At 32.1% G+C, this 26135-nt stretch carries 24 protein-coding genes and 2 pseudogenes; 7 read left to right on the top strand and 19 right to left on the bottom strand.

What is annotated here, in order from left to right; genetic code table 11:
- Nucleotides 1-268 precede the first annotated feature (268 nt).
- The gene (locus C7J90_RS06920) at nt 269-817 is read right to left on the bottom strand and encodes a hypothetical protein (protein WP_103210453.1); all 549 of its coding nucleotides are present in this window, start codon (nt 815-817) and stop codon (nt 269-271) included.
- A 15-nt stretch (nt 818-832) separates the two neighbouring features.
- The gene (locus C7J90_RS06915; protein ID WP_103210455.1) at nt 833-1717 is read right to left on the bottom strand and encodes a DUF6731 family protein; all 885 of its coding nucleotides are present in this window, start codon (nt 1715-1717) and stop codon (nt 833-835) included.
- Between the two features lie 157 nt (nt 1718-1874).
- On the opposite strand from C7J90_RS06915, the gene C7J90_RS06910 reads away from it, so the two are divergent.
- Both C7J90_RS06910 and C7J90_RS06905 read left to right on the top strand, forming a co-directional pair.
- A complete protein-coding gene (locus C7J90_RS06910) occupies nt 1875-2417 on the top strand; it encodes a transposase (RefSeq protein WP_232618855.1) in 543 nt (180 codons plus the stop codon).
- Between the two features lie 23 nt (nt 2418-2440).
- A complete protein-coding gene (locus C7J90_RS06905) occupies nt 2441-3286 on the top strand; it encodes an IS3 family transposase (RefSeq protein ID WP_232618845.1) in 846 nt (281 codons plus the stop codon).
- A 164-nt stretch (nt 3287-3450) separates the two neighbouring features.
- Here the strand turns inward: C7J90_RS06905 and C7J90_RS06900 are convergent, their stop codons facing one another.
- From C7J90_RS06900 to C7J90_RS06855, 9 genes and pseudogenes are all read right to left on the bottom strand, one after another.
- The gene (locus C7J90_RS06900; protein WP_142380745.1) at nt 3451-4587 is read right to left on the bottom strand and encodes an SH3 domain-containing protein; all 1137 of its coding nucleotides are present in this window, start codon (nt 4585-4587) and stop codon (nt 3451-3453) included.
- A gap of 927 nt (nt 4588-5514) precedes the next feature.
- The gene (locus C7J90_RS06890; RefSeq protein ID WP_103210806.1) at nt 5515-6081 is read right to left on the bottom strand and encodes a hypothetical protein; all 567 of its coding nucleotides are present in this window, start codon (nt 6079-6081) and stop codon (nt 5515-5517) included.
- Nucleotides 6082-6276: 195 nt separating this feature from the next.
- A pseudogene (tnpA, locus tag C7J90_RS06885) lies at nt 6277-6695 on the bottom strand (IS200/IS605 family transposase).
- Between the two features lie 184 nt (nt 6696-6879).
- Entirely contained in the window at nt 6880-7077 is a 198-nt protein-coding gene (locus tag C7J90_RS06880) for a hypothetical protein (protein ID WP_103210808.1), read from the bottom strand.
- Nucleotides 7070-7186 carry a hypothetical protein gene (locus C7J90_RS06875; RefSeq protein WP_103210810.1) on the bottom strand — a complete coding sequence of 39 codons (117 nt, stop codon included), beginning with the start codon at nt 7184-7186 and terminating at the stop codon, nt 7070-7072. Before C7J90_RS06875 ends, C7J90_RS06880 begins: the two co-directional genes overlap by 8 nt.
- Before the next feature lie 67 nt (nt 7187-7253).
- Nucleotides 7254-7405, bottom strand: a pseudogene (locus tag C7J90_RS06870) (hypothetical protein).
- 538 nt (nt 7406-7943) lie between these two features.
- Nucleotides 7944-8519 carry a KwaA family protein gene (locus C7J90_RS06865; RefSeq protein ID WP_106465118.1) on the bottom strand — a complete coding sequence of 192 codons (576 nt, stop codon included), beginning with the start codon at nt 8517-8519 and terminating at the stop codon, nt 7944-7946.
- The gene (locus tag C7J90_RS06860) at nt 8512-9525 is read right to left on the bottom strand and encodes a Kiwa anti-phage protein KwaB-like domain-containing protein (RefSeq protein WP_158701915.1); all 1014 of its coding nucleotides are present in this window, start codon (nt 9523-9525) and stop codon (nt 8512-8514) included. The genes C7J90_RS06865 and C7J90_RS06860 overlap by 8 nt, the downstream gene beginning before the upstream one ends.
- Before the next feature lie 1022 nt (nt 9526-10547).
- The gene (locus C7J90_RS06855) at nt 10548-11183 is read right to left on the bottom strand and encodes a competence protein ComK (protein WP_103210467.1); all 636 of its coding nucleotides are present in this window, start codon (nt 11181-11183) and stop codon (nt 10548-10550) included.
- Between the two features lie 235 nt (nt 11184-11418).
- Here C7J90_RS06855 and C7J90_RS06850 point away from each other — a divergent pair, with 235 nt between their 5' ends.
- Complete coding sequence (locus C7J90_RS06850) at nt 11419-11637, top strand: IDEAL domain-containing protein (RefSeq protein ID WP_103210309.1); 219 nt, start codon at nt 11419-11421, stop codon at nt 11635-11637.
- 76 nt (nt 11638-11713) lie between these two features.
- Here C7J90_RS06850 and lplA read toward each other — a convergent pair whose 3' ends face one another.
- Complete coding sequence (lplA, locus tag C7J90_RS06845) at nt 11714-12706, bottom strand: lipoate--protein ligase (RefSeq protein ID WP_103210311.1); 993 nt, start codon at nt 12704-12706, stop codon at nt 11714-11716.
- A gap of 187 nt (nt 12707-12893) precedes the next feature.
- On the opposite strand from lplA, the gene C7J90_RS06840 reads away from it, so the two are divergent.
- Entirely contained in the window at nt 12894-13079 is a 186-nt protein-coding gene (locus tag C7J90_RS06840; RefSeq protein WP_103210313.1) for a YkvS family protein, read from the top strand.
- Between the two features lie 6 nt (nt 13080-13085).
- Entirely contained in the window at nt 13086-13688 is a 603-nt protein-coding gene (locus C7J90_RS06835; protein ID WP_103210315.1) for a CPBP family glutamic-type intramembrane protease, read from the top strand.
- Nucleotides 13689-13760: 72 nt separating this feature from the next.
- Here the strand turns inward: C7J90_RS06835 and C7J90_RS06830 are convergent, their stop codons facing one another.
- From C7J90_RS06830 to C7J90_RS06800, 7 genes are all read right to left on the bottom strand, one after another.
- A complete protein-coding gene (locus C7J90_RS06830; protein ID WP_103210318.1) occupies nt 13761-15272 on the bottom strand; it encodes a bifunctional metallophosphatase/5'-nucleotidase in 1512 nt (503 codons plus the stop codon).
- 219 nt (nt 15273-15491) lie between these two features.
- The gene (locus C7J90_RS06825; RefSeq protein WP_103210320.1) at nt 15492-16850 is read right to left on the bottom strand and encodes a TrkH family potassium uptake protein; all 1359 of its coding nucleotides are present in this window, start codon (nt 16848-16850) and stop codon (nt 15492-15494) included.
- 13 nt (nt 16851-16863) lie between these two features.
- Nucleotides 16864-18498 carry a trypsin-like peptidase domain-containing protein gene (locus C7J90_RS06820; RefSeq protein WP_103210322.1) on the bottom strand — a complete coding sequence of 545 codons (1635 nt, stop codon included), beginning with the start codon at nt 18496-18498 and terminating at the stop codon, nt 16864-16866.
- 193 nt (nt 18499-18691) lie between these two features.
- Nucleotides 18692-19498: a TerC family protein gene (locus C7J90_RS06815; RefSeq protein ID WP_103210324.1), complete on the bottom strand. Its 807-nt coding sequence runs from the start codon at nt 19496-19498 to the stop codon at nt 18692-18694.
- Between the two features lie 296 nt (nt 19499-19794).
- Nucleotides 19795-21357 (bottom strand): peptide chain release factor 3, encoded by a 1563-nt coding sequence (locus tag C7J90_RS06810; RefSeq protein ID WP_103210326.1) that lies wholly within the window; start codon nt 21355-21357, stop codon nt 19795-19797.
- A 19-nt stretch (nt 21358-21376) separates the two neighbouring features.
- Nucleotides 21377-21616, bottom strand: a complete 240-nt coding sequence (locus C7J90_RS06805; RefSeq protein WP_103210327.1) for a YueH family protein — start codon at nt 21614-21616, stop codon at nt 21377-21379.
- Nucleotides 21606-23090, bottom strand: a complete 1485-nt coding sequence (locus C7J90_RS06800; RefSeq protein ID WP_103210329.1) for a UDP-N-acetylmuramoyl-L-alanyl-D-glutamate--L-lysine ligase — start codon at nt 23088-23090, stop codon at nt 21606-21608. The genes C7J90_RS06805 and C7J90_RS06800 overlap by 11 nt, the downstream gene beginning before the upstream one ends.
- Before the next feature lie 548 nt (nt 23091-23638).
- Between C7J90_RS06800 and C7J90_RS06795 the strand changes: the two genes are divergently transcribed.
- Nucleotides 23639-24814: a diglucosyl diacylglycerol synthase gene (locus tag C7J90_RS06795; RefSeq protein WP_103210331.1), complete on the top strand. Its 1176-nt coding sequence runs from the start codon at nt 23639-23641 to the stop codon at nt 24812-24814.
- Nucleotides 24792-25979: a lipoteichoic acid biosynthesis MFS flippase LtaA gene (gene ltaA, locus C7J90_RS06790; RefSeq protein WP_103210333.1), complete on the top strand. Its 1188-nt coding sequence runs from the start codon at nt 24792-24794 to the stop codon at nt 25977-25979. Before C7J90_RS06795 ends, ltaA begins: the two co-directional genes overlap by 23 nt.
- Nucleotides 25980-26135: the final 156 nt, after the last annotated feature.

Raw genomic sequence — 26135 nt, 5'->3', positions numbered from 1 at the left:
GTAGATGAATGTTAAGAGTAACAGGATAAAGGTCGCAATCTTTAATTTGTACTCAACATCTTCTCGGTGTTCTTTTTTTATTCGTTGTTTTCGCTTCATTCCCCTCACCTCCTAATTATATTATAGCTCATATGAACTATAATATCAACCCCTTTTCACTAACTTTTTTAAATTTTTTCGCATAAAAAATACCACACCGATGGGGTGTGGTGGGTGATTACTTAAACCCAGTTGTAAATAAACAAATGAAAATACCAACACGTAATCACTACATGGGTTTGGAATTATCATTACGCGCTTTCAGTTTTTTCTTCGCAACCCCTTCTTTTATTTTCGGACTTTTTGCTGTAGTAAGGTCATTTTTTTCGTTATTGAAAATCAACCTACTAATTATAAATAAATACGTTCCAAAGAACAAATAATACAAAATTAATAGAGAAAATATAAGTTTAACTGCCACATTTAAATAATAGTATATATCAAAATCCTGAATATAGAAAAATGCTATCGTTGTTATACATAAAATGATAATAGCAAAACCAAGAAATATTAAAACCCTATTCAGAAATTTAAACTGTGACTTACTATTCTTGCTTTTCATAATTATTTTGAAGATATTATTATCTTTCAATCCAAATATAAAAGTGAATATTGTACCAAAAAAACCGATACTTATACTAATTGAGCTCAAAACTATTTCAATAAGTTTAATATTACCTTCGCTATTTAAATCTACGATAAATAAAAGTGCAAAAATCACTATTGCAATAATAAAAAAAAGAACAAATAGCCCCCATGTAAAGTATTTTTTTATCACTTTGTTTTCACCTTCTTAAATCATTAATGAAAGTGCATTATCATCATCTCTATATATACGTACCATATCTAAAAATATATTTTGAGCATTTAGTTCACTAGATTCTCTGTATTCATAAATCAAAGACCGTTTTATTGCTTGATGCATTAAGTCAATAACTTCTATATTCGAATTAAAGTTCTCCTTAACTTTAACAGATAGTTTTTCGACACTGGTACTATCTGACCAATCATCTATTAATTTTTTTACTTCAAAATTATCTAGTTCACTATTTTTCGATCTATCGGTAGAAACAATTATTTCAACATATTCAGTCCCATATATACTGTTTGAACTAAGTCCCCTTATTAAGTCATCTACTTCGTTACCTTTAACCTTTATAGAAAATTGTCTAAATATATTACTACTTTTTGCTTTACCATAAGCATTTTGGTCAATAGCAGGAACCAATTTTAAGTTACAGTATTCTTCTGTATAATCAAATAAAACACTATCAAAAAACTTTTCTATTCCACTAGGGCTTAATGAACTTATATTTCTTTGAATAAGCATTGTATTATTATGTGGATCGTAAAGTATACTTACTTCATGTCCGATGTATTCATTTTCTTCTAAATCTACGTCAATCGATTCTCCGTAAATTGTAGTCTTTTGAAGCTTAGTATCGTCTAATCTTTCCATTATGATGTGGTAGTAGCCGTTCTGTTGAGGTGGGCTAATTGATTTAATTCTAATAGGATCAAAATTATAATTTTTTACCACCTTGTATTCAGGTTCATTACTATAGTCATTAATTAAAGTATCTAATAAATCATTTAATGGAAAATACTCATGTAAATCTTCTTGAAACGCGCTACATACGAAAAACAAATTAAAGTTTACTACTTTAGTCTTCGCCATTCCCCTTAACCTCTTTCTATGTGTAGTAATGTAATTATACAATACATTTAACACAACAAAAACAGGAAATATAAAAAAACGCAATCAACATCGGGGAAAACATGATGTGCACCCCAAAAGTTGGACTAAAAAATATAACTTTATGGGGTGCATTTTTATGGGTAAACATTATAAATTTGAAATCAAGTTAAAAATAGTTCAGGAATATTTAAATAGTAGTTTAGGATATGAGAAATTAGCTAAAAAATATAGTCTATCTCATTATTCTATACTCCAAAGATGGGTTAACCAGTATTTGGAATTTGGACCAAAAGGATTAGATAAAAAATTGCAGAATAAAGAATATACTAGAGATTTTAAAGTATCTGTTTTAAGATTTAGACAAGAAAATAAATTGTCTTATCGAGAAACAGCCAATCACTTTAAAATTTCTAATCCAGCTATGTTAGCCGTTTGGCAGCGTAAATTTAATGAAGAAGGTATTCTCGGTTTAGACAATAAACAGAGAGGACGTCCTTCTAAAATGAAAAGAAAGCAGACAAAAGTTAAACCAGATAATCATTTACCATTAAAAGAAGATGAACGCGAAGAATTAGAAAGACTTAGAAATGAAAATGAAATGTTGAAAGCAGGTATCGCTTATCAAAAAAAGTTACAACGCTTGACCCAACATTACGGAAGCAAACATCCGAAAAAGTAAAGGTCATTAAAGAATTACATGAAATGTATCAATTTGGGTTAAGCCTTCTGTTTGAAGTTACAGAAATAGCTAAATCCGTGTACTACTACTGGCTTGAACGTTTCAAAAAACCTAAAAAAGATATAGATATAGTTGAATCTATTAAGCAAATTTGTAAAGAAAGTGATTATACTTATGGTTATCGTCGAGTTACTCAAGCATTGGCTAATAAAGGAATGACAGTCAATCATAAGAAAGTAAGACGAATTATGAAAGAACACCATTTAACATGTACGAAATTTAAGCATAAAACAAGAAAATACAATTCTTATAGAGGAACTATAGGTAAAGTAGCTAAAAATATATTAAAACGTCGTTTTAATACAGATCGACCTTATCAAAAAGTGGTTACAGACATTACAGAATTTAAATTACGCGATGGAACAAAGGCCTATTTATCACCTTTTATGGACTTATATAACTTGGAAATCTTAAGTTATCGTATATCAAAGCGTCCTACTATAGATATTGTTATTGAACCTTTAACTGAATTACTAACAATGAGACCGCAACTTTTTTATCGAATGACAATTCATTCAGATCAAGGATGGCATTATCAAAATAGAAACTATATTGAGTCATTAAAAGAACATGATGTATTTCAAAGTATGTCTAGAAAAGGTAATTGCTTAGATAATGCCTCAATGGAAAACTTCTTTGGGTTATTAAAACAAGAAATGTATTATGGACAATCATTTGAAACATTCCAAGAATTAGAACAATCAATTCATAAATATATCAATTTTTATAACAATACAAGAATTAAAGCAAAATTAAAAGGCTTGTCTCCTACACAATATAGGAAACAAACCTTTGAAATTGTATACTAAACCAAAGTACAACTTTTGGGGTTCAGTACAACATTGATTGCTACTACACACCTTTATTATACAACAATAAACAAAGCTACTCAAATATTTACATCTATATTTAAGTTGCATAAATTGTTATAAAAAAAACAGGGCAGTCGTAATGACCGCCCCAAAATACTTAGTTATTTAAATTCTACATTTTTTAATGAGTACTTACTAATCCACAAGTTGTCACTAGGATGTACTCTACAAAAACCATTATGAACTTCATATATGTTTAAAGGTTGAGTAACATAAAATGTGTTGGCTGTTGGTACAAATTTAAAGCCTTCTTGTAATGAACCGTATCTAATCACTTGAACGTTTTTATAAGATGATGCGTTACCTTTAAATATATAAGTGTTTTGTCTAGGAATACGATCAGGTATTTCAGCTTCTCCGCTTGGTTTTGAACCATCGTCAATGTAAGGAATTGAACCATAAATTTTACCATTTTTTAAATCTTGATTAAATGTAGCTCCATTCGTCTTATCTCCCACATATGCATATACATTTGCACCATTAATTTGAAATCTAATCCACCAATATCCTTCGTTTGAATAAATTCTATCAAAATATACCGTATCTCCAGGGTTTAAATAATTACTTTCATTAGTTTCTGGAGCGCTAGTAGAAGGAGATAATCGTCTCACTTTTAATGTAGTATTTGCAGTAAACCTTCCATATAATTCTGAATACGAAATATCTTTATCACTTGTATTATTGTTACCGTCGTCAATACTACTTGTAAAATTAGGACGAATAAAATGAGTTACATTATCATAAGAATGTGTTACAAAATGTGCTGGATTCCCCATACTTCCTATTGCATTCCAGTTTTGATCTAGAGAAACAAAAGATTGCATATTTGCACTATAAACAATCGAAATATGACCATACACACTATAACTACCAGTTGTCCATACCGCTAAATCTCCTAACTGGGGAATAAAATCTGGAGTGTTTCTGTAAATTGTAGCATAGTTACCAAAATAGTTATTTATTGAATCAATCGCATTGCCTTTGTCGTTATACAATGTGTTAGTCGTTGCACCTTCAACTACATACACACGACTTGTTGAACCAAAAGCTTCATTCATCATATTTTGCAAGTTTGCCATTTTTTGTGCTGCTGCTTTATCTTGAAACTTGTGCGCATTTTCTGGTGTACCTACTTTCATGAATGCACTTGAATTCCATTGTTTCGCTAAAGGTGACGCAAAATATTCTCCATTCGTTTCCGCTAGATAGAGAACAATGGTTAATATTCGTTTTCTCAAAACTACTAAGAACGCTGTTATGACGGCGTTCTTTTTATTTTTTGTAAATATCTGTTTGAAAATAAAGTGGTCAAATTAAAATTTTTTTGTCTTTTATATCTCTCATTGACCAAAGCTTATTCGTTATCAAACAAAACCAGTCCCCACCTATTGCAAGTAGGGTTCATTTTATTCAATTAAACCGATTGCTTCGGCTACTGCTTCAAAATTTTCATCCCCTTTCAAAACAAACTTGATATCATCTTTCGCATCTTCCTCATTTTCGAAAAAAGATATACTTTCGATATAAGTTTCAGCTGATTAATCTAGCTCAAACCATTTTATTTCAAACTCTTCAATATCGTTTTCTGCGATTTTATCCACAGACGAAAATTCTTTTGTTCTGTGGATTTCGATTTCAAAATACACTTTATTATTGCTATGTCCTACTTTATTAAGTAAAGTATATTTGACATCGAAATGAATATCCACGTCATTTTCAATGTCGATAAAATATCGTTCTAAACTTTCTGTATATGTTACGTTACATCACGATTAATCATTTCTTCATATTTTGCAAAATAACTTAACAATTGTTATAAAATCAATTAAAATTAAGTATAAGTAATCATCACTTTTAACACCATAAGACTAAGGGGGATCAGTATGATTGGGAATATTTTATTGCGCGTTATATTTATTATTTTAATCTTAGCTTTAGTAATTAATTTACTAGTTGTTTTTAGATTGGTCGAATTCGATGGATATTGGTATGGTTGGTTTAATATATTTAATATTTTATTACTAGGTATTTACTTTTATCATGTCAATAAAAAAATAAAATAATCTTATCTATTACAAAGAACTGAACGAAATAAAGGAAGTCGTTTCCATAAATTCGTTCAGTTCTTTTAAGGTTCAAAGAGATTCAATTCTAAATTTTAACTATTATTTCTTAAGTTGATAACTTGTTACCCTAGTTATCTTTCGTTTTTTCTTCAGTTTTGCTCCAGTATCAGGAGCAATACTTGTATACATTGTTTCATAATGTATAATCAGTTTTTTATAACCTAAAGCTCTTAAACCTCCTGCTGTAGCTGAAATAGCAGCTAACGGTCCTAGCCTAACACTTTTTCCTAAAGATTGTTTAATAAACCCTACTATTGTTGCAGAACTGCCTGCTCCGCCTGCTAACGCTGCTAAGTCAATAGTTTTTGTATGTTTCTTCCTATTAGTTATAGGGCTCTTAGCTTTATAAAAACTTATGCCTCGTTCTTCCGTATATGGAAGAACATCACTATTACTATAATAAACGGTAGTGTCACCTTTAGCATTTTTTAATTCTTCATATGTAGGATTTCTGTCATATAGGATCAACCCCTCACTTACATTTTCTTGTACATCACTACTATTAACGTTCCTCAATTCATTGGCTTCTATAAAACCAGCACTTGCGCTAGATAACATGCTTATAGTAAGTATGCTCACTGCAGTCTTTTTAAAATTCACTTTCATTTAAAAACCTCCTAAAAATAAATATTATATAAATTGTTATAGAAATAGCTTTACATCTTTTATTTTTAAAATTGCCCAAGAGCAAACCACCTGTAAAATAGGTAGTTTTCTCTTGGGCTATACTCCATTGTCTCTTTAGATAGCCTCTAAATAAGAATTTTACTCATTTTAATAACGTTTAATATTATATTTTGCTCAATTTACAAATATCTTACCATTTTTTTCTTGGTTTTGTATATACTTTCTTGTTGTTGCTGTATTAATACAACTGTACTCACATAATATTCTTCTGCCTAAAAGTGACAATTTTCAAATTTATATTTCAAATTCGCGTGTCATCAAATATCATTAGTGCACTTTTATCTTTTAAATATCCCATGAAAATTGAAAAGTTTATTTTGGGTGGAATACTTACTCATAGATGAATATGATCTGACATCATATATCCTTCTATAATTTTTACGGCTTTGTATTTACATAGCAACTTTATCATTTCAATTAATTGATGGTCTGTGTTGATTGTATATGATTTTTCTTCTATACTTTGGAGTAAATACAATATGATATTTACACATCCATTTTGTATGTGTTAAACTCTTGGCTTTATTAACCATAACAAAATCCCTACTTTCGTTATTAATTTGGCTTGAACACCTTAATTATAACGCTAAGCAGGGATTTTTTAGTATAGCTCTTGTTGCCACCCGCGTAGCAGGTGATTTATTGTTTCGCACGTTTTACGTGATCAACTGACTGAAGTCATTAATTAACCCCCACCTATTACAGGCGGGGTTCGTTTTATTCATTCTCTTTCTCGATTTGTTTTTGATAGTTGTAAAGTTTTTCAGCAGTATCTAAACTGATACCGCCTAATTCTCTAACACCTCGTCTTAAATCAGAAATGCGCGCTTGTGATATGCCGGTATCTTTAAATATTCTATATCCTGACACATTACTATCTAATAGTTTTTTGATCGTTTTTTTAAACTCAGTCATTTTTCTTCACATTCTTTTTATCTAAGTAATAGAAATGCGTTTTTCTTCCTATAAACAATAATAATGGTAGGCTTAGTATAAATAATGATAAATACATTTGACCTGTCATATTTGAAAACCTCCAAAATTTATTATATACTTCAAGTGTAAGGAGGAGCCAAGAGGCTCCAGATAAATTAATCTTTGTTGTTTGGCTTTCGGTCTAGGTAACCGAGATGCCACATTCTAAGTTGTTTTAATGTTCCTGGAATTACCAGTACCGCTAATACTGGATACTCTAGGAGCATTTTTATTATCTCTTGCATAAGGCTTTCACCTCCTTACACAAAACTCGTAAGTTGCTAACCAACTTACATATACCATTATACTACCCAAACGGAATATAGCCAACGATTTTTTATGACTTTACACATAAAAAAATACCACACCCTAATGGTGTGGTGGGTAACTACTTAAGTATTCAATACTTGTAACGTGTGAGATCATACCTGGTATTATGTCGTAATAAGAAATGCCATAAATACATGCTAAAAACTTAGTAACTCAACATATTTAATTTTTCTTATTACAGTTATTTTTAGTTTCTACATTCCATTATGTCATTCCAAATACATATCTCAAACATAATGGTCCTATTTCTTCATAAACACTAAAATTGGTAAAGCCACTGCCACACAAGGTGTTTCTCAGCATATTATATTATTAATAATTACATACCTTGCCCTTAGTTTCAAAATTATACTTTTTTCTTCCTAAAAAACATATATATAATTAACTCACTTATTAACTTAATTAATCTTGATTTTCATAAATAAAGTAAGTATTTATAGTTAATTAGCTAACCCTTGAATATATCCTTCTACTTTTTAACATTTAGTTTCACTTTTGCTGTATTCATCAAAAATGAAATATGCATTATTGAAAATTTTTTTGTAGTAAATTTTTTTGTCTAAATCTATATTTTTACAAACAATACCATAACCATCAATTGGTATCTCAGCACTTTCCATGCTAATTTTATAAACTTTAAAATTCCCTAGTAAAAATAACGGATTTATAATTATATAATCATTTTTAATAAATATAATTATAATAAGTACTAGTAATGTTAAAAAAACTGTATAATCTAATTTTGTGTTAATATCTTCAAAGAGTAATGGCATAAACAATGTTAAGATAAAGTAACTATATTCGCTTATCGATAGTGGTTTATTTGATTTTACAATACCAACTTTTTTTGTATTTTCGTTCACATTACATTTTTCAAAATATAAATAAACTTTACCCACAACAAAATATATCAATATCGATGAAAATAAAAATAAAATTGAGTATATCCATGAATTATTTAAAGCTCTAAATACAATAATCATAAATATCGGCAAGTAAGCTAAAAACCATAAAAAAAACTGCTTTATTTTATTTGTGCTGATTTCAATCACCTTTTTCTAAATAACCGATGCTAGCTTTATATTCTTTTGTCAAAAAAGACTCAACTATTTTATTTTGTAATAAATAAAATAATGCGTTCATTTTTTCTTTATTATCAACTGTTATACTAATTTTCTGTTCCTTAAAATCAATAAAATTGAACAAGTCATCTATAATCCCTAAATTATTATTTCTTTCTTTTTTTAATAGTTCTAATTCTTTAATTCTCTCATTAAAATGCTTTTCTAAATTTAATATTAAATTTTCGTTAATAGTAGCCATAGCTCTTGATCTAAGATATTTACTCGCTTCTTCTTTAAATAATTTTTCACTTTCATCATTTAGAAAAATTTTCTTTTCTAGTATCTTTTTAATATTTTCATCCCTTTTTTTATTTATATGATCTTCATAATCAAACGCCCATTCAAAAGGTCTTGGAGCATGTATATATAGTACTTTATTTTCGTCAATAATAAAGTCAAAAAAACCACCTATCTTTATTAAATCTTTATTTACTAATTTATAATTTTCAGAATTAATGAATCCTAATTTCTTATTAGTTAAAGTTTTCTTTAATGCTTGATAATAAAATACATAGCAACTCTTGTCTTTTGTTTGGTCAACCAATTTTATCGCTTGAAATTTGGCGTTTTTTACAGTCAAACCATTTTCAGAAAAACTATCCTTCATTTTATTAAATTTTTCATGCAATTCTCTGTTTTCTTCTAACTTTATATTTGCTAATGAATCGTTTATATGAAATTCATCATTATAAGAAGATATCGAAAACTTGCCATTTTGTATAAGTTCATTTAAATTTTTCGATAATATATTTCTTAGAAATTCGATAACATCGTCTTCTAGAGATAACTCTAGCGTTTCATATACTTTGTTTTGATTTTTAAGTATTCGTAATAAGTAAAATTCAATTGTAATATCATTAGAATTATTTAAAAATTTTTGTATTATTGAATTCTCATCATTAATATAATCTGATTTATTTTCCACTTCATTCATTCCCCTATTCCTCTTTTTATATATAATAGTATAATTATACAATAGATTTAGCGCAACAAAAATAGGAAATATTAAAAAAACAACCAACATCGGGGAAAGGCATTGGTTGCCACTACGCACCTTTATTATACAACTATCATTTAAGTTGCATAAATGTTATATAAAACAGGGCGACTACGAATGGCTGCCCCAAAGTACGTGTTATTTAAATTCTATAATACGTATTTACTAATCCATAAATTTTCATTAGGTGTATTTACCTTATCTGCATTTACTACGGTTATTTCTATCATTTCTCCTCTAACACTTGTTGTTATAAGGCGTTTTGTTTTACTTGTGTCAGAAAGGTCATGATTTAAATCACTCCCTTTCTATTTTAAGTAAGGAAATTTTATCAATAGAAGCTCTTATACAATCGTAGTCTTCTCTGTTTAAGTTTTATACACGCACACTAAAAAAGATTAAGCAACATAACGTTTCCTAATCTATACATTTATCACTATATTTAATTTAAAATAGGGAAAGGCTGAGATGATACAACATGCACTTTTTAAAATTTGAACCAACAATAAACACTCATATACTATAGTGCGTTTTTTCAAATTTTCAATGCGCTTATCTCAGCCTCTTTTTACCTATAAAAAGGTTCCTTCCCCGAAATATTATATCTGATGCTACTTCCTATCCCATCCCCTACCCACCCAATAACATTTACATATATCTTATATAGATACTATTTTCCCACTATCGAGTAGGAGTCAGAAAAACTTGATAGTAAAAATGAAGCGTCTAAATAACGATAATGAATGCATATCCCTAAAAGTGACTACCTTAACTACAACACTTCGATCTGTTAATCTGTTACTTTTTCAACAACGATCACATAAACATATTGTTATAAAACTTAATACACTGTTACAAAATTGAAAATGTAAAATCTATACACGAATCTTAGGATTAGAAAAATGAGAATTTCAATTAAATTTTCAAAATGTTATTCCTAACCCAAATTAATATTTGTCTTAGAAAAACATTTTGTTTGATGAAAGATAATTTCTTTCATATTCTTTATCGAGTTTTGCATTTTTAGCTCTCTCGATTAGAGCATATTGTGCTAGTGTTTCAAAAATCTTAAAATTTGACTTTTCATAGTCAATTGGTTTTTCAGGGTCCCCAGTTTTAATTGCTAGTTCACGATGCATTAAAAAATGTAAATAAGCACAATTTAACATTTGATGCTTCAAACTATGATATGACACATTTAGTATAATTGATTGATCATTCACAAATATTATTTTACATCGCGTCCCTTTAAGTGGCTTAATCTTGTCCACATAAAAGGGATTAATCCAGCAATTTTCTGGGACTCTATCCGAATGCGTAGGGAAAAAGTAGAGTGAAAAAATTGGAGTCAGTAAGATAGGAGATTTATTCGCTATTCCACTTATATATTTTGTTTGGTTCTTCCGGTTAATATAGGAATCACCGTAAAATCTACAACTCCAATCAATCACTTTTTGAACTGGCAATTCGATAAGCGTTTTATTTCCATCAAATTCCCAGATCTCCGTTATAAAATGATTGTTTTCTTGTTTAATAGGACGTAGAAGCATGTCTGATGACTTTATAGATCTTTTACATTTTATCTGATGCGACATCCTCTAACTCCTCCTTTCGTAATAATTTTTCTTTATCTAAACTTGATTATAAACGAAATTATGTATTAGTCAACAATAATGTTTATAAAATTTAGTAATTAAGTGATAAATTATCCTCTCTCGTCTAAAAAACTTAAAAAATTCAGAAAACTTATTGCATTTTTTTTGCCCTTTCGTTATACTATTTAATAACTTATCACTCATCAAATTAAAAAACACAAAGGAGCGATGAACCATGAAACATCAGACAAATTTGAAAAGCACTCTTCCAACTAACCCTATGCAAATTGTCAATCAGTTAGGTGCTGAAATGATTATTGAAGAAGCATTAAAAAACCAACGTAAACTTGAATTAGAAGCACTAATCGATCAAGCCTTAATGAACAAGAATGAACAGGCTTTCCAAATGTACACAGACGAATATCTGAAATTGGAGGTTCAAGACGTTGATTAATTCCTGTAGTCATTCCAGATTAAAATAAGTAGGACTTTAATTCTAAAATAAAGAATAAAAGTCCTACTTATTTTTTTTACACGAGTAGACTAATAATTGACGCTCTATCAATATCTCCAAAGTAATGATATAAATCAAAATCTTTTAAAGCTTTTTGAATGGACTCTTTTTGGTGTAAAACATTTTCTAATGCTCGCTCAATTTCCGTTACATCACCTTCTCCAAAGAAGTCGCCAAAAATTTTAGCATGTTGAATGCGTCCTTTTTTGACATCTAATTTAATTTGAACGAAACCTTTGTCAAATTTTTGCTCACGCTCAAAATTATATTTAGGATTTTTTCCATAATTCCAATCCCATGTTCGATATTTGTCATTACTTAATTTTTCAATACGCTGCCAATCTTCATCAGTTAATTGATAAACTTCTACTTCTTTATCCCCAAATATTTGTTTGAGGATGATTTTTTTGAATGTTTCAATATCCATTGGCATATCTAAAAACTCTTGGATATTTGCGACACGTTTTCTGACAGATTTGATTCCTTTTGATTGTATTTTAGCTGGATTAACACGTAATGCATTTTGAACTTCATCTAACTCACTGTTCAACATTAAAGTCCCATGACTAAACATGCGATCTTTAACTTTAACCATCGCATTTCCTGAAATTTTGGCTTGTCCGACTTGAATATCATTTCGACCAGATAATTCCGCTTCCACTCCGAGTTGATTTAATGCTTTCACAATAGGTTCAGTAAATTTTTTGAAATTATGAAAACTCTCTCCATCGTCCTTAGTCACAAAACTGAAATTCAAATTACCGAAATCATGATAAACGGCTCCTCCTCCAGAAATACGTCTCACAACATCGATACCATGCTCATCAATATACGATTGATGCACCTCTTCTATCGTATTTTGGTTTTTTCCTACAATGATAGAGGGTCTATTGATATAAAATAGAAAATAGCTTTCACCATCATCCATTGGCATATTTTTGAGTACATACTCTTCCATTGCTAGATTCAGTGTTGGATCATTGTTGTTATTATTATCAATAAATTTCATTTTATAACGCTCCTTTTTATCATATTCCCATTTCAGTTATGCTATATTTATAGTATTTTTTCCAATATTTCGGCTTATACTTTCAAAATAATGTGTCTAAATAGCAAAATAAAGCATAAATTGTTTATTTGAATTGTAAATTTTAGTACAATAAATGCTAGTTAATTTTCTTAAGGGGGTATTGTAGATGACAATAGCTGAAATAGGAGATATCGTAGAATTTCATGATGGTATACGTGGTAAAGTTGAAAAAATTAATGACAATTCTGTCATTGTAGATTTAACTATTATGGAAAACTTTAATAGTTTAGATCTGCCAGAAAAAACTGTTATTAATCACAAGCGCTATAAAATTGTGGAACAAAAAGGATAAGATCATATGAAAAAGATGAACAAGCCACTTTTATGGTTTATTTTAAGTTTTATAGCTTTTCATATCATTTTACTTATTATGTGGGGTGAACATGGTGTTTATTGGCAATTATACACTGGTATTATGCTTATCGCTGCAATTAGTTATGTCTTTTACCAAAGAGACCTCACGTCTAAACGTTTACTCACATCAATTGCAATAGGTCTAGGAACGGGCGTTGCACTTGTACTCGTCCAAGTTATATTCACATTGCTTACAAGTGATATAACGTATCCATCCCTAATCAAACAACTCTCACGAACTGGTGTATACTTTAAGTGGCAAATGTTAGTCACTTTACTCATTGTGATGCCATGTCACGAGTTATATATTCGCACAATTTTACAAAAACAGTTGACTTCCATTACTCATAAACCATGGATTGGTATTATTGTAAGTGCATTATTATCAAGTTCATTTTTTATCTATCTTGATCGTTGGTGGATTGTCATATTTATTTTTATTTGTCAAATTATTTTAGGATTGAGTTATGCGTATACACGTCGTATTATTACCACTTCAGTTGCACAAATTGTTGCAGTTGTTATCTTGTTAATTTTTCACGGCTAAACGATGCGTTTTCTCACACATAAAGGTAACAGTCAATTCACGATTCTGTGAATTTTCGTGTTACCTTTATTTTTATATTTCGTACCCTTTGACTGTCATAGTATGTTTCAGTTCAGGACAATGTATATGCTTAGATAGATAATTTGAAATTAATTCAGGTATTGATTGTTGATAGCATTGATGTATCGCAACGTCTTGTAATAGATAACGATAATGACGGTAACTGTAATCTGTCATCGCGATACGATAACTATAGTCTTGTCGCAAGCCTATTTGTGTCACTCGCTCATATATCGGTCTAGATAAATCAATCGTATAATCAAACCCATTCCAAAATAAATAAAGGGTAGGATCCATATTTTGTATAGTCAGTTCCTTATTCACGACTTCGAGATGGGCTACGCTTGCTTCAATTAAAGCTTTAATTTGACTCCCAGTTAAAGTAACATCAATGGGTTTATCTGGGTGTGGGTATGCTTGATAAATGGTTTTATTTTTTAATGGTCCCTTTAATCCTTTTGAATTTGGCAAAGGAATATGCACACACGTAATATCCAGCTGTGTCGCCTGTGCTAAATTGGCGTGTAACAATTGCGTAAACGGATGTGGCTTCGATAAAACTTCATGTAATGTGTCAAAGCTCGCCTGAATGTATTCATCAGTGATACATTCATTTTTCCAATTACGTATGGCTTTTCTATCATAATGTGTCATCTCAAGTAATTTTGGATGTTCTTCATAATCAGATAGTTCCACAATCTCAGGCTTCAAATCAAGTAATTCATAGCTATTTCGACGCTTTTTGAATATCGCTTCGACATGGACAATCTTTTCAGCATTTTGCCCAGCTTGTACAAATAATGTTTGCCCATCATGCTCTACTGTTGTTTCGTGTTGATGTCCTGTGATTAACAAGTCTGCTATACCTACTTGATTGATAATTTCTTCAGCCTGATTCATGTCCTCCATTTCCGCCCCACGGCTTATCTTTGACAAACAACCGTGATATAGCACAATTAAAAAATCCGGTTCTTCTTTTTCGTATATATATCGTATCCACCGCTTCGCTGAAAGTGTTGCTCTTTCGATTGAAACATCACTTTCCATTTCAATATGTTCATTTCGCATTAGCCCTTCAGATGTTAATCCTACAACTGCAATACTAACACCTTCAATATTTTTAATCATATACGGTGTAGAAAAATAAGGCTCTTTCGTCATAGCATACTCAATATTAGCAGATAGCCAAGGAAAACGAGCTAATGCAATAGAACGATTCAAAAAATTTAGACCAAATTTAAACTCATTAGCACTTAATCCACTTGCATCGTACTCCATTTCATTCATTAGCTTAATCATTGGATGCCGTTTGTATGGTGCTATAACGGCATAATAAAACGCGGTGATGCTGCCGGCCAAACTACTGCCATTGTCTAATAAAAGCACATTTTGATATTGATTTCGAATGTACTCAATATATGTTCCAGCCCGGTAAATATTAGGGCCATTCGTTTCGTTCAGTACATGACTATGCATATCAGATGTTGCTAATATATGGATATGTATATTATCATGTTGTACCATATATCCCTCACCTCAACGATTTAATATGTCCATTCTACCATATGCGATATCATTTAAATACATCTGCACATCAAAGGCAACTTCAAATCTTTAACATTCTCTTTTTGCTTTGCTGTTACTTTCACACCTTAACCGTTTAAAATATAAACGCAAATGCCTCTGTCTAACTGAATTGAACTCAAGTTAAAAGAAACATTTGCATTTTGTGGAATTGGTCTACTAACCAATTTGTATACTCTCTTTTGGATAATGATATTTAGCAGGTTCACGGTTACCACTTATCATAATAATAAATGATATCAGTCCGACACGTCCTATAAACATAAGCACCATCAGTACACATTTAGAGACAGGGGTCAAGTCGGATGTAATACCTGTCGATAATCCACATGTTCCAAAAGCAGACATCACTTCAAAGTATATTTGAATAAACGGTACAGTTGAACCTTCATTAATCATAATAATGAAAGTCCCTAAAAAGACCAATAAAATGGCGATTGTAAATACAGCAAAAGAACGTTGCAAATCTTGAGAATGAATTTCTCGATTAAAAACTTTAATCGCTGATCTTTCCGCATTCGGTTTGTAGTTGATCACAAAAAGTACAAGAATTGCAAAAGTTGTTGTACGTATACCACCACCAACAGAACTTGGCGACGATCCAATAAACATTAACGCACCCATAAATAAATTCGTTGCATCTGAAAATTGGGACACATCAAACGTTTGTAATCCAGCACTTCTAGTCGTCACAGATTGAAACATGCCGTAGAATAATGTCTTATGCCACGATTGATTGGCAAAAACACCTTGTCCTTCGATAAATAAAATCCCTACTGTTCCAATAATTAAAATAGCAAGATACGTGACGGTTGTTACTTTAGTGAATAATGTAAATCTAAAGTTAGGAATTCGATTTTTGATATAAGCTTTAATTTCTAATAGCACTGGAAATCCAATCGACCCCAGCACAATTAAAAACATGACAATCGTTTGAACAAAGTAATCATTTGCATATGGAATGAGTGATTCTCCAGTAATATCAAGACCTCCATTTGTAGTGGCTGAAATGGATACGAAAACACCTTGCAAAATAGCATCTTTCATATCGTGTAAGTCTTGATAAAAATAAAAAGTTAGAAACAGTGCACCCACAACTTCAATCGCTAAAATCGTACGCACAATATCCAAAATTAACTTGACCGTTCCACTCATCGAATCTCTATTATTATCTAGCATAATCAATTGTCTTTCTCTAATGCCAATTCGCTTACCTAAGACAACCCAAAGTAACGTCCCTATCGCCATCACACCGATACCACCAATATTCAATATGATGAGAATAATAATATATCCGAATGCGTTATACGTTTCAGAAATATTTACAGGTGTTAACCCTGTTACGCTGACGCCAGAGACTGCTACAAACAATGTATCAATAGGCTTTACTGAAACACCCGACTTATGTATCCCTGGTAAATTTAATAATAAAAATGCACCGATAATCGCTACAATATAGTACATCACTATACCTTGTTGTGGGCTTGACTTCTTTAATAATTGCTTAACAATCGACAATTTCCTCACCCTATCATGATTTCAATTTGAATGAGATTTCTTTAACCTCACCTTCTCTTGATACTTTTAATTTAAATGCTTTCTTTTCATCAGTATGTTGAAATATTTTCTGTCTATATTCTAATGTGTTTTGAACCGATTTGCCATCTACGGCTATAATAACATCCCCAACTTTTAATCCACTGTGCTGTGTCGGGCTGTCTTTGCTGATTTCTTTCACCATCACACCTTGTTGTATGTCATTGCTAGTATTAAATTTTTGACGTGTAGCGCTAGTTAACTCTTCAACATTTTCAAGTTTAATTGATGTATTAGGATAGTCAATTTTCCCTTTTTCTTCTAATGTATCCGCTACTTTGATTGCATCATTAATTGGAATTCCAAACGCCATATTCTCTACATTTGGCATACTAATTTTCAGCGATGCAATGCCGATTAAATTTCCATTTTGATCTATAATCGCTCCACCCGAATCTCCCGGGTTAATTGGGGCATCTACTTGAAATGCATGCATTAACATATCATACTGATTATCTTTATCAATATCAACAGGAACGTTACGATTTAATCCAGAAACAATTCCTTCACCTACTGTATTTTGAAAATCAATACTCAACGGGTTTCCAACAACGATAATAGGCTCTCCTAAGATAAGTTGTTTCGAATCCCCAATTGGGAGTGGTTTTAAGAAGTGATTTTTAGGGGCTTCAACCTTTATGACAGCTAAGTCACTCCATTTATCTTTTCCGATGACTTTCCCTTTAACAGTCCGATTTTGACCATATGTTAATTCATGCTCTTCTCTATCTCCAACAACATGTGCATTCGTTAATACATAAAGAATGTCGTCTACTTTTTTGTAGACGACACCTGACCCACTTTCATTTTCTATTTGGGATTGCGCCTCAACATCTCCAACTGTATCAGGAGGTGTTTGAATATGATTGTTTTCGATTGAAACGACCGAGTGTGTAGCTGCCTTTGCATTTTTCATCGTACTTGTCACTGTTTTATTTTGAGCTTGTACGGATTCGTCTGTATCATGGCCACTTTTATTGACATTATTAAAAATAGCAAAAAGTAATATAATGATTAAAATCACAGCCAAAACGACAAGTATTTTAGCCCATTCTTTAGAAATAAACGCTGTCACTTTCTCAGTCCAATCTTTTCGAGTCGAATAGTGATGAATTGAATTCGATGATTCTGCTTGATTCTCTTCACGACTCGCTCCATCTGTATATTTTTCTGATGAGGCATTCGTATCTTGATGATGTGGACTATGCGCTTTTTGAATATTTTTAGCTTGTTGCTTATAGAGATTTTGTTGTTTTTGAGCCTCTTCTGTATTAAGAGCTTGCTCAGTCGATGATTTTGCTTGAGCTTTTAAATCATTGGATTCTATTTTTTGAGAAGAATGTGATTTATCGTAATCTTCGTGTGTGATTTTTTCAACACGTGCTTTCCTCAAATTATCTTTCACACGTTCTTCATTATTTTTCATCTGCTCTTTTTCTTTTTGTGCTTTTAATGCGTTTGCTTGTTCTTGTTCTTTGATTCGCTGCTCGCGCTCCTCATTATGGAAAAATTCACGGCGCTGTCTTTTATATTTACGTCGTGGAATCACATGCTTTTCATCATTCTTCATGGCATGCCCCTCCTATACTATCTTTCTTACTATTATGACATATCATTCACTAAATTTCTGTAATATTTATTATGACATTTTAAAAAATTTAAAAAAGAAGGAATGGTACATACATCTAAATTCTCGTCTAGATTGTGTTGTACCATTCCTATGTCGTACGATTTATTACTGAAAAATTTCAGTCTACTTATACTTATAGTTTAGATTGATCTTTTTTGTTACGCACTACAGATGTAAACCATCCTGCTACAACTAAGCCAATCATAACGACCCAGAAGATAATTTGCCATGTTGCTGAATGAGGGAATTCATGTGGAATCAGTCCGATATCGTCATGAGCGAGTACTAAGACTATTAACTTAATACCTACCCATCCCACAATAGCAAATGCCGCAACTTCTAGACCTGGATATTTATTCAATAGCTCTACAAAGAACGTTGCAGCAAAACGCATGAGAATAACACCGATTAAGCCACCTGTTAACATGACTAAAAATTGACCTAAATCCATACCACCAAAATGGACGCCAACTGCCGGTAAAGTTACCGCAATCGCTAAAGCTGCTAACATCGAATCAATGGCAAAAGCTATATCAGCAAATTCAACTTTTGCGACAGTACCCCAAAATTCTTTTGCACTGACTTCTTTTTCAACACCAGACTCATCAAAGTGATGGTCATCGTTATCAGGGTACTCATGTGCTTCATCCTTATGTTTAAAAAAGCTATATAAGTTTTTAGCAGACATGTATAGCAAATAGAGCGCACCTAAAGCTTGAATCCACCAGAAGTTCGCTAAAATACTAATTAAAAATAACGCTAGAAAACGAAAAACAAAAGCACCTAGCAAGCCATAAAACAACGCTTTCTTACGTTGTTTAGGCGGTAAATGTTTGACCATTACAGCCATAACGATTGCATTGTCAGCTGCGAGTAAACCTTCTAAGAATACTAGCACTAAAACAACCCAACCATAGGATAAGATTAAACTTGGATCCATGAATGAAACAACTCCTTGTTTTGATGACGACATAGATATATTGTCACATCATAATATGGACACAATTAAAGAGACCTATGCTAAATAAACTAGCAAAGGTCTCACTTAGCATGATTGATGCCCGCTTCACCGGAAGAATCTATCCTTCTTCGTAATGACGACAAAGCGCTATTAACGTATTAAACGCTAACCAAGTTACTCCCCTCTGACAAAATGTCATAGGTATTTAATTATGATATAGCCATTATACCCATCTCTGTCAAAAAATAACAGTACTTTCGCTTAATTTGATTGATTTACAATAAACTGTATAAATGAATATCTGGAAACTTCTCTTCAAACCAACGCGTCGCAAAGTCATTTTCAAATAAGAAGACTTTATTGTCGTAACGATCATGAACGAGTATCGAACGACTCGTATTCATTTTCTCTTGAATATCTTCCTCATTTTCAATCCAACGTGCAATTTTTTTACCGATTGGCTCCATAATAACATCCACGTTATATTCATTTTTCATTCGATGTTCGAACACTTCAAATTGCAATTGGCCGACAGCACCTAAAATAATTTGATTGGTATGTGGAGACTTATAAAATTGAATCGCTCCTTCTTGAACTAATTGTTCAATCCCCTTATGAAAATGTTTTTGTTTCATCACATTTTTAGGAGATACTTTCATAAAAATTTCAGGTGTGAATTGTGGTAATGCTTTGAAGTTAAATTTTTGTGTCCCACCGACTAACGTGTCTCCAATTTGATAATTGCCTGTATCATATAAGCCAATGATATCTCCACTGACCGCATGGTTCACCGTTTCTTTATCATCAGCCATAAAGCTTGTCGACCTTGTGATTTTTTGACTTTTACCTGTCCGTTGCAATTTAACATTCATACCGCGTTCAAATGCACCACTTACGACACGCATAAACGCGATGCGATCGCGGTGTCTTGGGTCCATATTTGCTTGTATTTTAAAGATGAATCCTGAAAATGATTCATCAAATGGACTCACTTCGATTTCTTCCTCAGTTTGACGAGAGTGTGGCATTGGCGCAAAGTCAACATATGCATTCAAGAAGTTTTGTACACCAAAGTTTGCCAGCGCAGATCCGAAAAAGACAGGTGTCAAATCGCCACGCATCAATGCGTCCTTATCAAAACTTTCTCCTGCTTCTTCAACAAGCATCAATTCTTCAATTGCTTGCTCAAACGCACTATCATTTGAAATAGGGTGTGATTCCTCTAGCTCAAAGTCTTCATTAATGTGTAATATATTTTCTTCATCACGAAATGGCTCGATTGTACGTGACTTACGATCAATAATTCCAAAGAAGTTTTGTCCCATACCGACAGGCCAATTCATAGGATACGTTTCAATTCCAAGTGTAGATTCTATCTCGTCAAGTAATTCAAACGGTTCTTTACCAACACGGTCTAATTTGTTAATGAATGTAAAAATAGGAATGCCTCTCATTTTACAAACTTTAAATAACTTGAGCGTTTGAGGCTCAATCCCTTTAGCACAGTCAATCACCATGACCGCACTATCAACAGCCATTAACGTACGATATGTATCTTCAGAGAAATCCTCATGTCCTGGTGTATCTAAAATATTAATTTTATAATGATCATAGTCAAATTGCATGACTGAACTTGTCACAGAAATACCACGTTCTTGTTCGACTTTCATCCAGTCACTTGTCGCAAATTTACCTGTTTTTTTACCTTTAACTGTACCCGCTTCTCTAATTGCACCACTAAAGTACAGTAACTTTTCAGTCAATGTCGTTTTTCCTGCATCTGGATGGGAAATAATCGCAAAAGTTTTTCGAGATTCGACTTCTTTTTTAATACTCATATACAAACTCCTTTAAAATTTATACTTCTTGAATCCAATTTGTAATTCTCAGTGCTAATGTATGGGCTTCGTCTTCAGGTAGTATATTAAATAAATGCACCATAACATGTTCGGTTAAAGCCTCTCCGTAAATATCATAATCAATTTGAATTGACCAAAATAAGTCTGGAATCGAGACTACAAAGTAATCCTCTTTTTTATTTTGGTATATAAATACTTTGGCTGAATAGTGCTCACTATGACTCTCTCTAATTTTCATGATGACCACCTCCAAATTTCTGATACGCTGCTTCCAATCCAATCAAGTCATCTCGATGGGGAACTTTGACATGTCCCGGCATAATTTGGTATGGTTCGCGCCCTTTGGAAGCAAGCACTACTGTATCTCCAGGTTCAGCAACTTCTATCGCATGGCGAATACCTTCAGCACGATCTGTAAATTCAACATAGTTTGAATGTGTCGCCCCTTTAGCAAGTTCGGCTGTTAGCATTTTCGGATCATCATTTGCAGGATTATCAGGTGTAAAAATGACATAATCTGCTCGTGAAGCCACTCGCCCCATCTCAGGCGTTTTCGTTAAGTCGCGCTCTCCGGCCATTCCTACTAAGAAGATGAGCTTTTGCTTTACAAATGGTGCTACTGCATCAATCAATTTAGTCATACCGTCAGCTGTATGCGCATAATCAATAATCAAATCTATCGGTAATGATGGATCCAGTACCTCTAAACGCCCTTCCACAGGTTCTAACTCTGAAATAACATCTATAATTTGTTGCATATCTGTCCCTTTTACCCAAACACCTAAAATAGCCGCCATAATATTCGATATGTTAAAACGTCCCACGTAAGGAGACTTTACTGGAAATGTTCCAAATGGTGTCACAAAATCAAATTCAACACCTTGAAGTGATTCGCGAATATTCTGCGCTGTAAACTGTGCCTCTTTTTCAATAGCGTACGTTAACGTTTCGTATGGTGTCACCGTACATAAATATTTAGAAAATGCATCATCATTGTTCACAATAGCGTATTTATCTTGTGTCAAATCTTGACCAAGCTGGCTAAATAATAAAGATTTAGCATGGCCATATGCTTCCATAGTGCCGTGAAAATCCAAATGATCTTGGGTTAGATTTGAAAATATAGCTACATCAAATTCAACACCATTCAATCGCCCTAAACTCAATCCATGAGAAGAGACTTCTAATGTCATTGCTTCTGCATTAGCTTGAACAGCTTGATGTAACTTTTTAATTAAGGATACTGTTTCTGGAGTTGTATTCGCACCTTTCGTAATATCTTCATTTAATTGAAACCCATTCGTCCCAAGATAGGCACTCCCTTTTCCGAGGTGACGAAAAATATGGTGAATCATTGTTGCGATAGATGTTTTACCATTAGTGCCAGTCACACCTATTGTCGTTAACTGTTGACTCGGATAATGATATAACTTATGTGCAATATGACTCGCTACTCTTAACGTATCGGGTACAATGACTTGAGTTACATCGCCTTCAATTTCGAGTTTACGATTGACTACAATCAATTGACAGCCTTGTGCTACAACACTTTGCGCAAAGCGATGACTATCAACAGTATAGCCTACAGAAGCAACAAAAATACTCCCATTTCTAGCAGTACGTGAATCAGTTGTAATATCATCAATTTCTATATTTAAATTTCCGCTAACTTCTTTAATTAAAATATGTTCGAATAGTTCTTGAGCGTTCACACATATCTCTCCTTTATTATCCACTCATGTATTATACACTTTTTACATTTAAATGATATAAGTCGACAAACTTTTTTACTATAAATAATACCTATAGTTTAAACCACTTATTGGTTGTCTTTCTATTATTAAGGGTAAATATATGACGTCTCCCTCATGATTCGACTAAAACATAACAATGCTTTCACTTAAAATGATACTCACTCATCCTTGTTATGCTACATTATAACCAGTTCTTTAAATTAATATAAAGATTCTTTAACTTATTTGTTGTATCCAAACCTATATTATATTAAGATGTTATAATGATTAATGATTGTAAAATTAATAATAGTCTTCTCGAAATGCATTGAATGTATATCACCATTCTTTCACATAGCTGTTGACAGGCTGTTAGACAATTGAGTTGACATCTTTACAAACATTACCGAATCTTCATAATATTTTCTTTTATGTAAGATATTAGGAAAATCGCTTACAAATGGATCGAATTACGTTACACTAATGCTGAATAGACAATGTTCAAATTGATATGGAGGGTGGCCTACATGGTGTCTCAAAAGAAGAAAATCTTGATTATTACCGGCTCATTTGGTAATGGCCATATTCAAGTTACAAACAGTATAATCGAACAACTCAATAACATGAACTTGAATAACCTAACAGTCATCCAACATGACTTATTTCTTGAAGCACATCCTATTTTAACGACAATATGTAAAAAATGGTATATTAATAGCTTTAAATATTTTCGTGGTATGTATAAATCATTTTATTATAGTCGCCCCGATCAATTAGATAAATGCTTTTATAAGTATTATGGTCTAAATAAATTAGTTAACTTATTACTTAAAGAAAAGCCTGACCTTATTTTGTTGACATTTCCTACACCGGTAATGTCGGTTTTAACTGAGCAGTTTAATATGAATATTCCTATTGCTACAGTCATGACTGATTATCGTATGCATAAAAACTGGATTACACCTTTTTCCGAGCGCTATTATCTTGCAACTGAAGATTTAAAAGAATCATTCAAATCAATCGGTATCCCTGAGGAAAAACTTAAAGTAACGGGCATTCCGATATCAGAAAAGTTCGAAATGGATATTGACCGTGAATCGTGGCTTCGTTCTCAAGGTTTGAATCCAGAGGCACAAACTATTTTAATGTCTGCAGGGGCATTTGGTGTATCAAAAGGATTTGACACCATGATACAGCGCATAGTTGACGAAAGCCCAAACGCACAAGTTGTGATGATTTGCGGCCGTAACAAAACACTTAAACGCCAACTATCAGCTACATTTAAACATCAACATAACGTTCTCATTCTAGGTTATACACAACATATGAATGAATGGATGGCATCAAGTCATTTAATGCTTACAAAACCAGGCGGTATTACAATTTCAGAGGCATTTATACGTAAAGTTCCAATGATATTTTTAAACCCCGCACCTGGTCAAGAACTTGAAAACGCACATTATTTTGAGATGAAAGGGTTTGGCAAAATTGCAAGCACACCATCTGAAGCGATCGATATTGTAACCCAACTGACACAACATCCTGCACGCATACAATCTATGATAGATAACCTATCACAAGAAAGAATCACATATTCGACACAACGATTATGTCTCGATCTTTTAGATTTGCTACATAATGCGTCTCATTGCGAAAACATTTATGGAAAGGTTCCTTTATATGCAAAATTACTCGTCAAATAGCTACAATTATCATAAAAACTTTTATATTTTGCTCATTATATTATTTTTAATGGAACTTGCAAGAGGTATGTATGTTTTAAGTTATTTAACAATTCTACCGACAGTGACTTCTATTGCTGTCGGTATTACTTCTGCTGCGATTTCAATCCATTTTGTTGCAGATTCAATTTCTAATTTTGTGATTGGATTTGTATTAAAAAGGTTAGGTCCTCGTATTGTACTCACATTGGGTTTTATACTTGCTTTAGTGAGTTTGACATTGGTTATTCTTTTTCCTTTATCTCCCATCGTCTTAATAAGTAGTTCTATTATGTTAGGTATAGCTGTCTGTCCAATTTGGGTTATTATGCTTGCAAGTGTAGATGAATCAACACGTGGCAAACAAATGGGATATGTTTATTTTTCATGGTTATCTGGTTTATTAGTCGGAATGATAAGTATGAATTTAATCTTCAAAGCACATCCAACACATTATAACTTTTTAATGGCACTATGTATTGCTGTTGCACTCGTACTTTATTGTTTTGTCAAAGTAAAATTAACCGATTACAATACCAAAAATGTCAAACAGCAATTAAAACAAATCGTAAGTGTTACTCAGCGTCATCTTATATTATTTCCTGGGATATTAATACAAGGCATCGCTATAAGTGCGCTCGTTCCTGTTTTACCACAATATGCATTAAATATCGTTGGCGTTTCAACTATTGAATATACACTCGCTATTGTTATCGGAGCAATAGGTTGCACCATCTCAATGTTATTCTTATCTAAGTTAATTGATAAACACTCTATCCGCTTTATGTACTGGGTCATATTTATCGGATTTATACTATACGGAACGTCTATATTAGGACTCACGATGATTAATCATATTGAAGTTGTTTGGGTCATTGCATTTTTAATTGGTTTGTTATACGGACTATTATTACCTGCTTGGAATACATTTATGGCTGGATTTATCCATTCGAGTGAACAAGAAGAAACTTGGGGTGTAATCAATAGTATTCAAGGCTTTGGTGCAATGATTGGTGCATTTTTAGGAGGTCAGATTTCACAAGTAACCAGTAACCCTATTTTCTCATTTTATTTTGCATCAGCGTTGATACTTTTTCTCGCATTGTTTTACGGTATCTACTTCATCAAATCTCGTGCCAAAATATAGCATAAATGAATCAATATTAATAGTTAATTTCCTACAACTTTTAGGTTTGTTTTTTTCTCACCTAAAAGTTGTTTTTTAGAAAGAATAAGTTATTCTTTCTTTTTTGTACTTCCGACTTTCTACATAATTCCCCCTCCAAATAAAGCCATTTTCTAT

Origin of the sequence: Staphylococcus felis, assembly GCF_003012915.1 — a bacterium.
Taxonomy (GTDB): Bacteria; Bacillota; Bacilli; order Staphylococcales; family Staphylococcaceae; genus Staphylococcus; species Staphylococcus felis.
This window is presented reverse-complemented; position numbering and strand designations above follow the sequence as displayed.

What these genes read in the sequence shown, in the direction of transcription:
- ltaA (WP_103210333.1), top strand. Translation starts at nt 24,792, where the DNA reads ATGCAAAATTACTCGTCAAATAGCTACAATTATCATAAAAACTTTTAT.
- C7J90_RS06860 (WP_158701915.1), bottom strand. Translation starts at nt 9,525, where the DNA reads ATGAATGAAGTGGAAAATAAATCAGATTATATTAATGATGAGAATTCA.
- lplA (WP_103210311.1), bottom strand. Translation starts at nt 12,706, where the DNA reads ATGAAATTTATTGATAATAATAACAACAATGATCCAACACTGAATCTA.
- C7J90_RS06835 (WP_103210315.1), top strand. Translation starts at nt 13,086, where the DNA reads ATGAAAAAGATGAACAAGCCACTTTTATGGTTTATTTTAAGTTTTATA.
- C7J90_RS06880 (WP_103210808.1), bottom strand. Translation starts at nt 7,077, where the DNA reads ATGACTGAGTTTAAAAAAACGATCAAAAAACTATTAGATAGTAATGTG.
- C7J90_RS06850 (WP_103210309.1), top strand. Translation starts at nt 11,419, where the DNA reads ATGAAACATCAGACAAATTTGAAAAGCACTCTTCCAACTAACCCTATG.
- C7J90_RS06820 (WP_103210322.1), bottom strand. Translation starts at nt 18,498, where the DNA reads ATGAAGAATGATGAAAAGCATGTGATTCCACGACGTAAATATAAAAGA.
- C7J90_RS06910 (WP_232618855.1), top strand. Translation starts at nt 1,875, where the DNA reads ATGGGTAAACATTATAAATTTGAAATCAAGTTAAAAATAGTTCAGGAA.
- C7J90_RS06855 (WP_103210467.1), bottom strand. Translation starts at nt 11,183, where the DNA reads ATGTCGCATCAGATAAAATGTAAAAGATCTATAAAGTCATCAGACATG.
- C7J90_RS06805 (WP_103210327.1), bottom strand. Translation starts at nt 21,616, where the DNA reads ATGAAAATTAGAGAGAGTCATAGTGAGCACTATTCAGCCAAAGTATTT.
- C7J90_RS06810 (WP_103210326.1), bottom strand. Translation starts at nt 21,357, where the DNA reads ATGAGTATTAAAAAAGAAGTCGAATCTCGAAAAACTTTTGCGATTATT.
- C7J90_RS06795 (WP_103210331.1), top strand. Translation starts at nt 23,639, where the DNA reads ATGGTGTCTCAAAAGAAGAAAATCTTGATTATTACCGGCTCATTTGGT.
- C7J90_RS06830 (WP_103210318.1), bottom strand. Translation starts at nt 15,272, where the DNA reads ATGGTACAACATGATAATATACATATCCATATATTAGCAACATCTGAT.
- C7J90_RS06890 (WP_103210806.1), bottom strand. Translation starts at nt 6,081, where the DNA reads ATGAAAGTGAATTTTAAAAAGACTGCAGTGAGCATACTTACTATAAGC.
- C7J90_RS06875 (WP_103210810.1), bottom strand. Translation starts at nt 7,186, where the DNA reads ATGACAGGTCAAATGTATTTATCATTATTTATACTAAGCCTACCATTA.
- C7J90_RS06840 (WP_103210313.1), top strand. Translation starts at nt 12,894, where the DNA reads ATGACAATAGCTGAAATAGGAGATATCGTAGAATTTCATGATGGTATA.
- C7J90_RS06905 (WP_232618845.1), top strand. Translation starts at nt 2,441, where the DNA reads ATGTATCAATTTGGGTTAAGCCTTCTGTTTGAAGTTACAGAAATAGCT.
- C7J90_RS06915 (WP_103210455.1), bottom strand. Translation starts at nt 1,717, where the DNA reads ATGGCGAAGACTAAAGTAGTAAACTTTAATTTGTTTTTCGTATGTAGC.
- C7J90_RS06815 (WP_103210324.1), bottom strand. Translation starts at nt 19,498, where the DNA reads ATGGATCCAAGTTTAATCTTATCCTATGGTTGGGTTGTTTTAGTGCTA.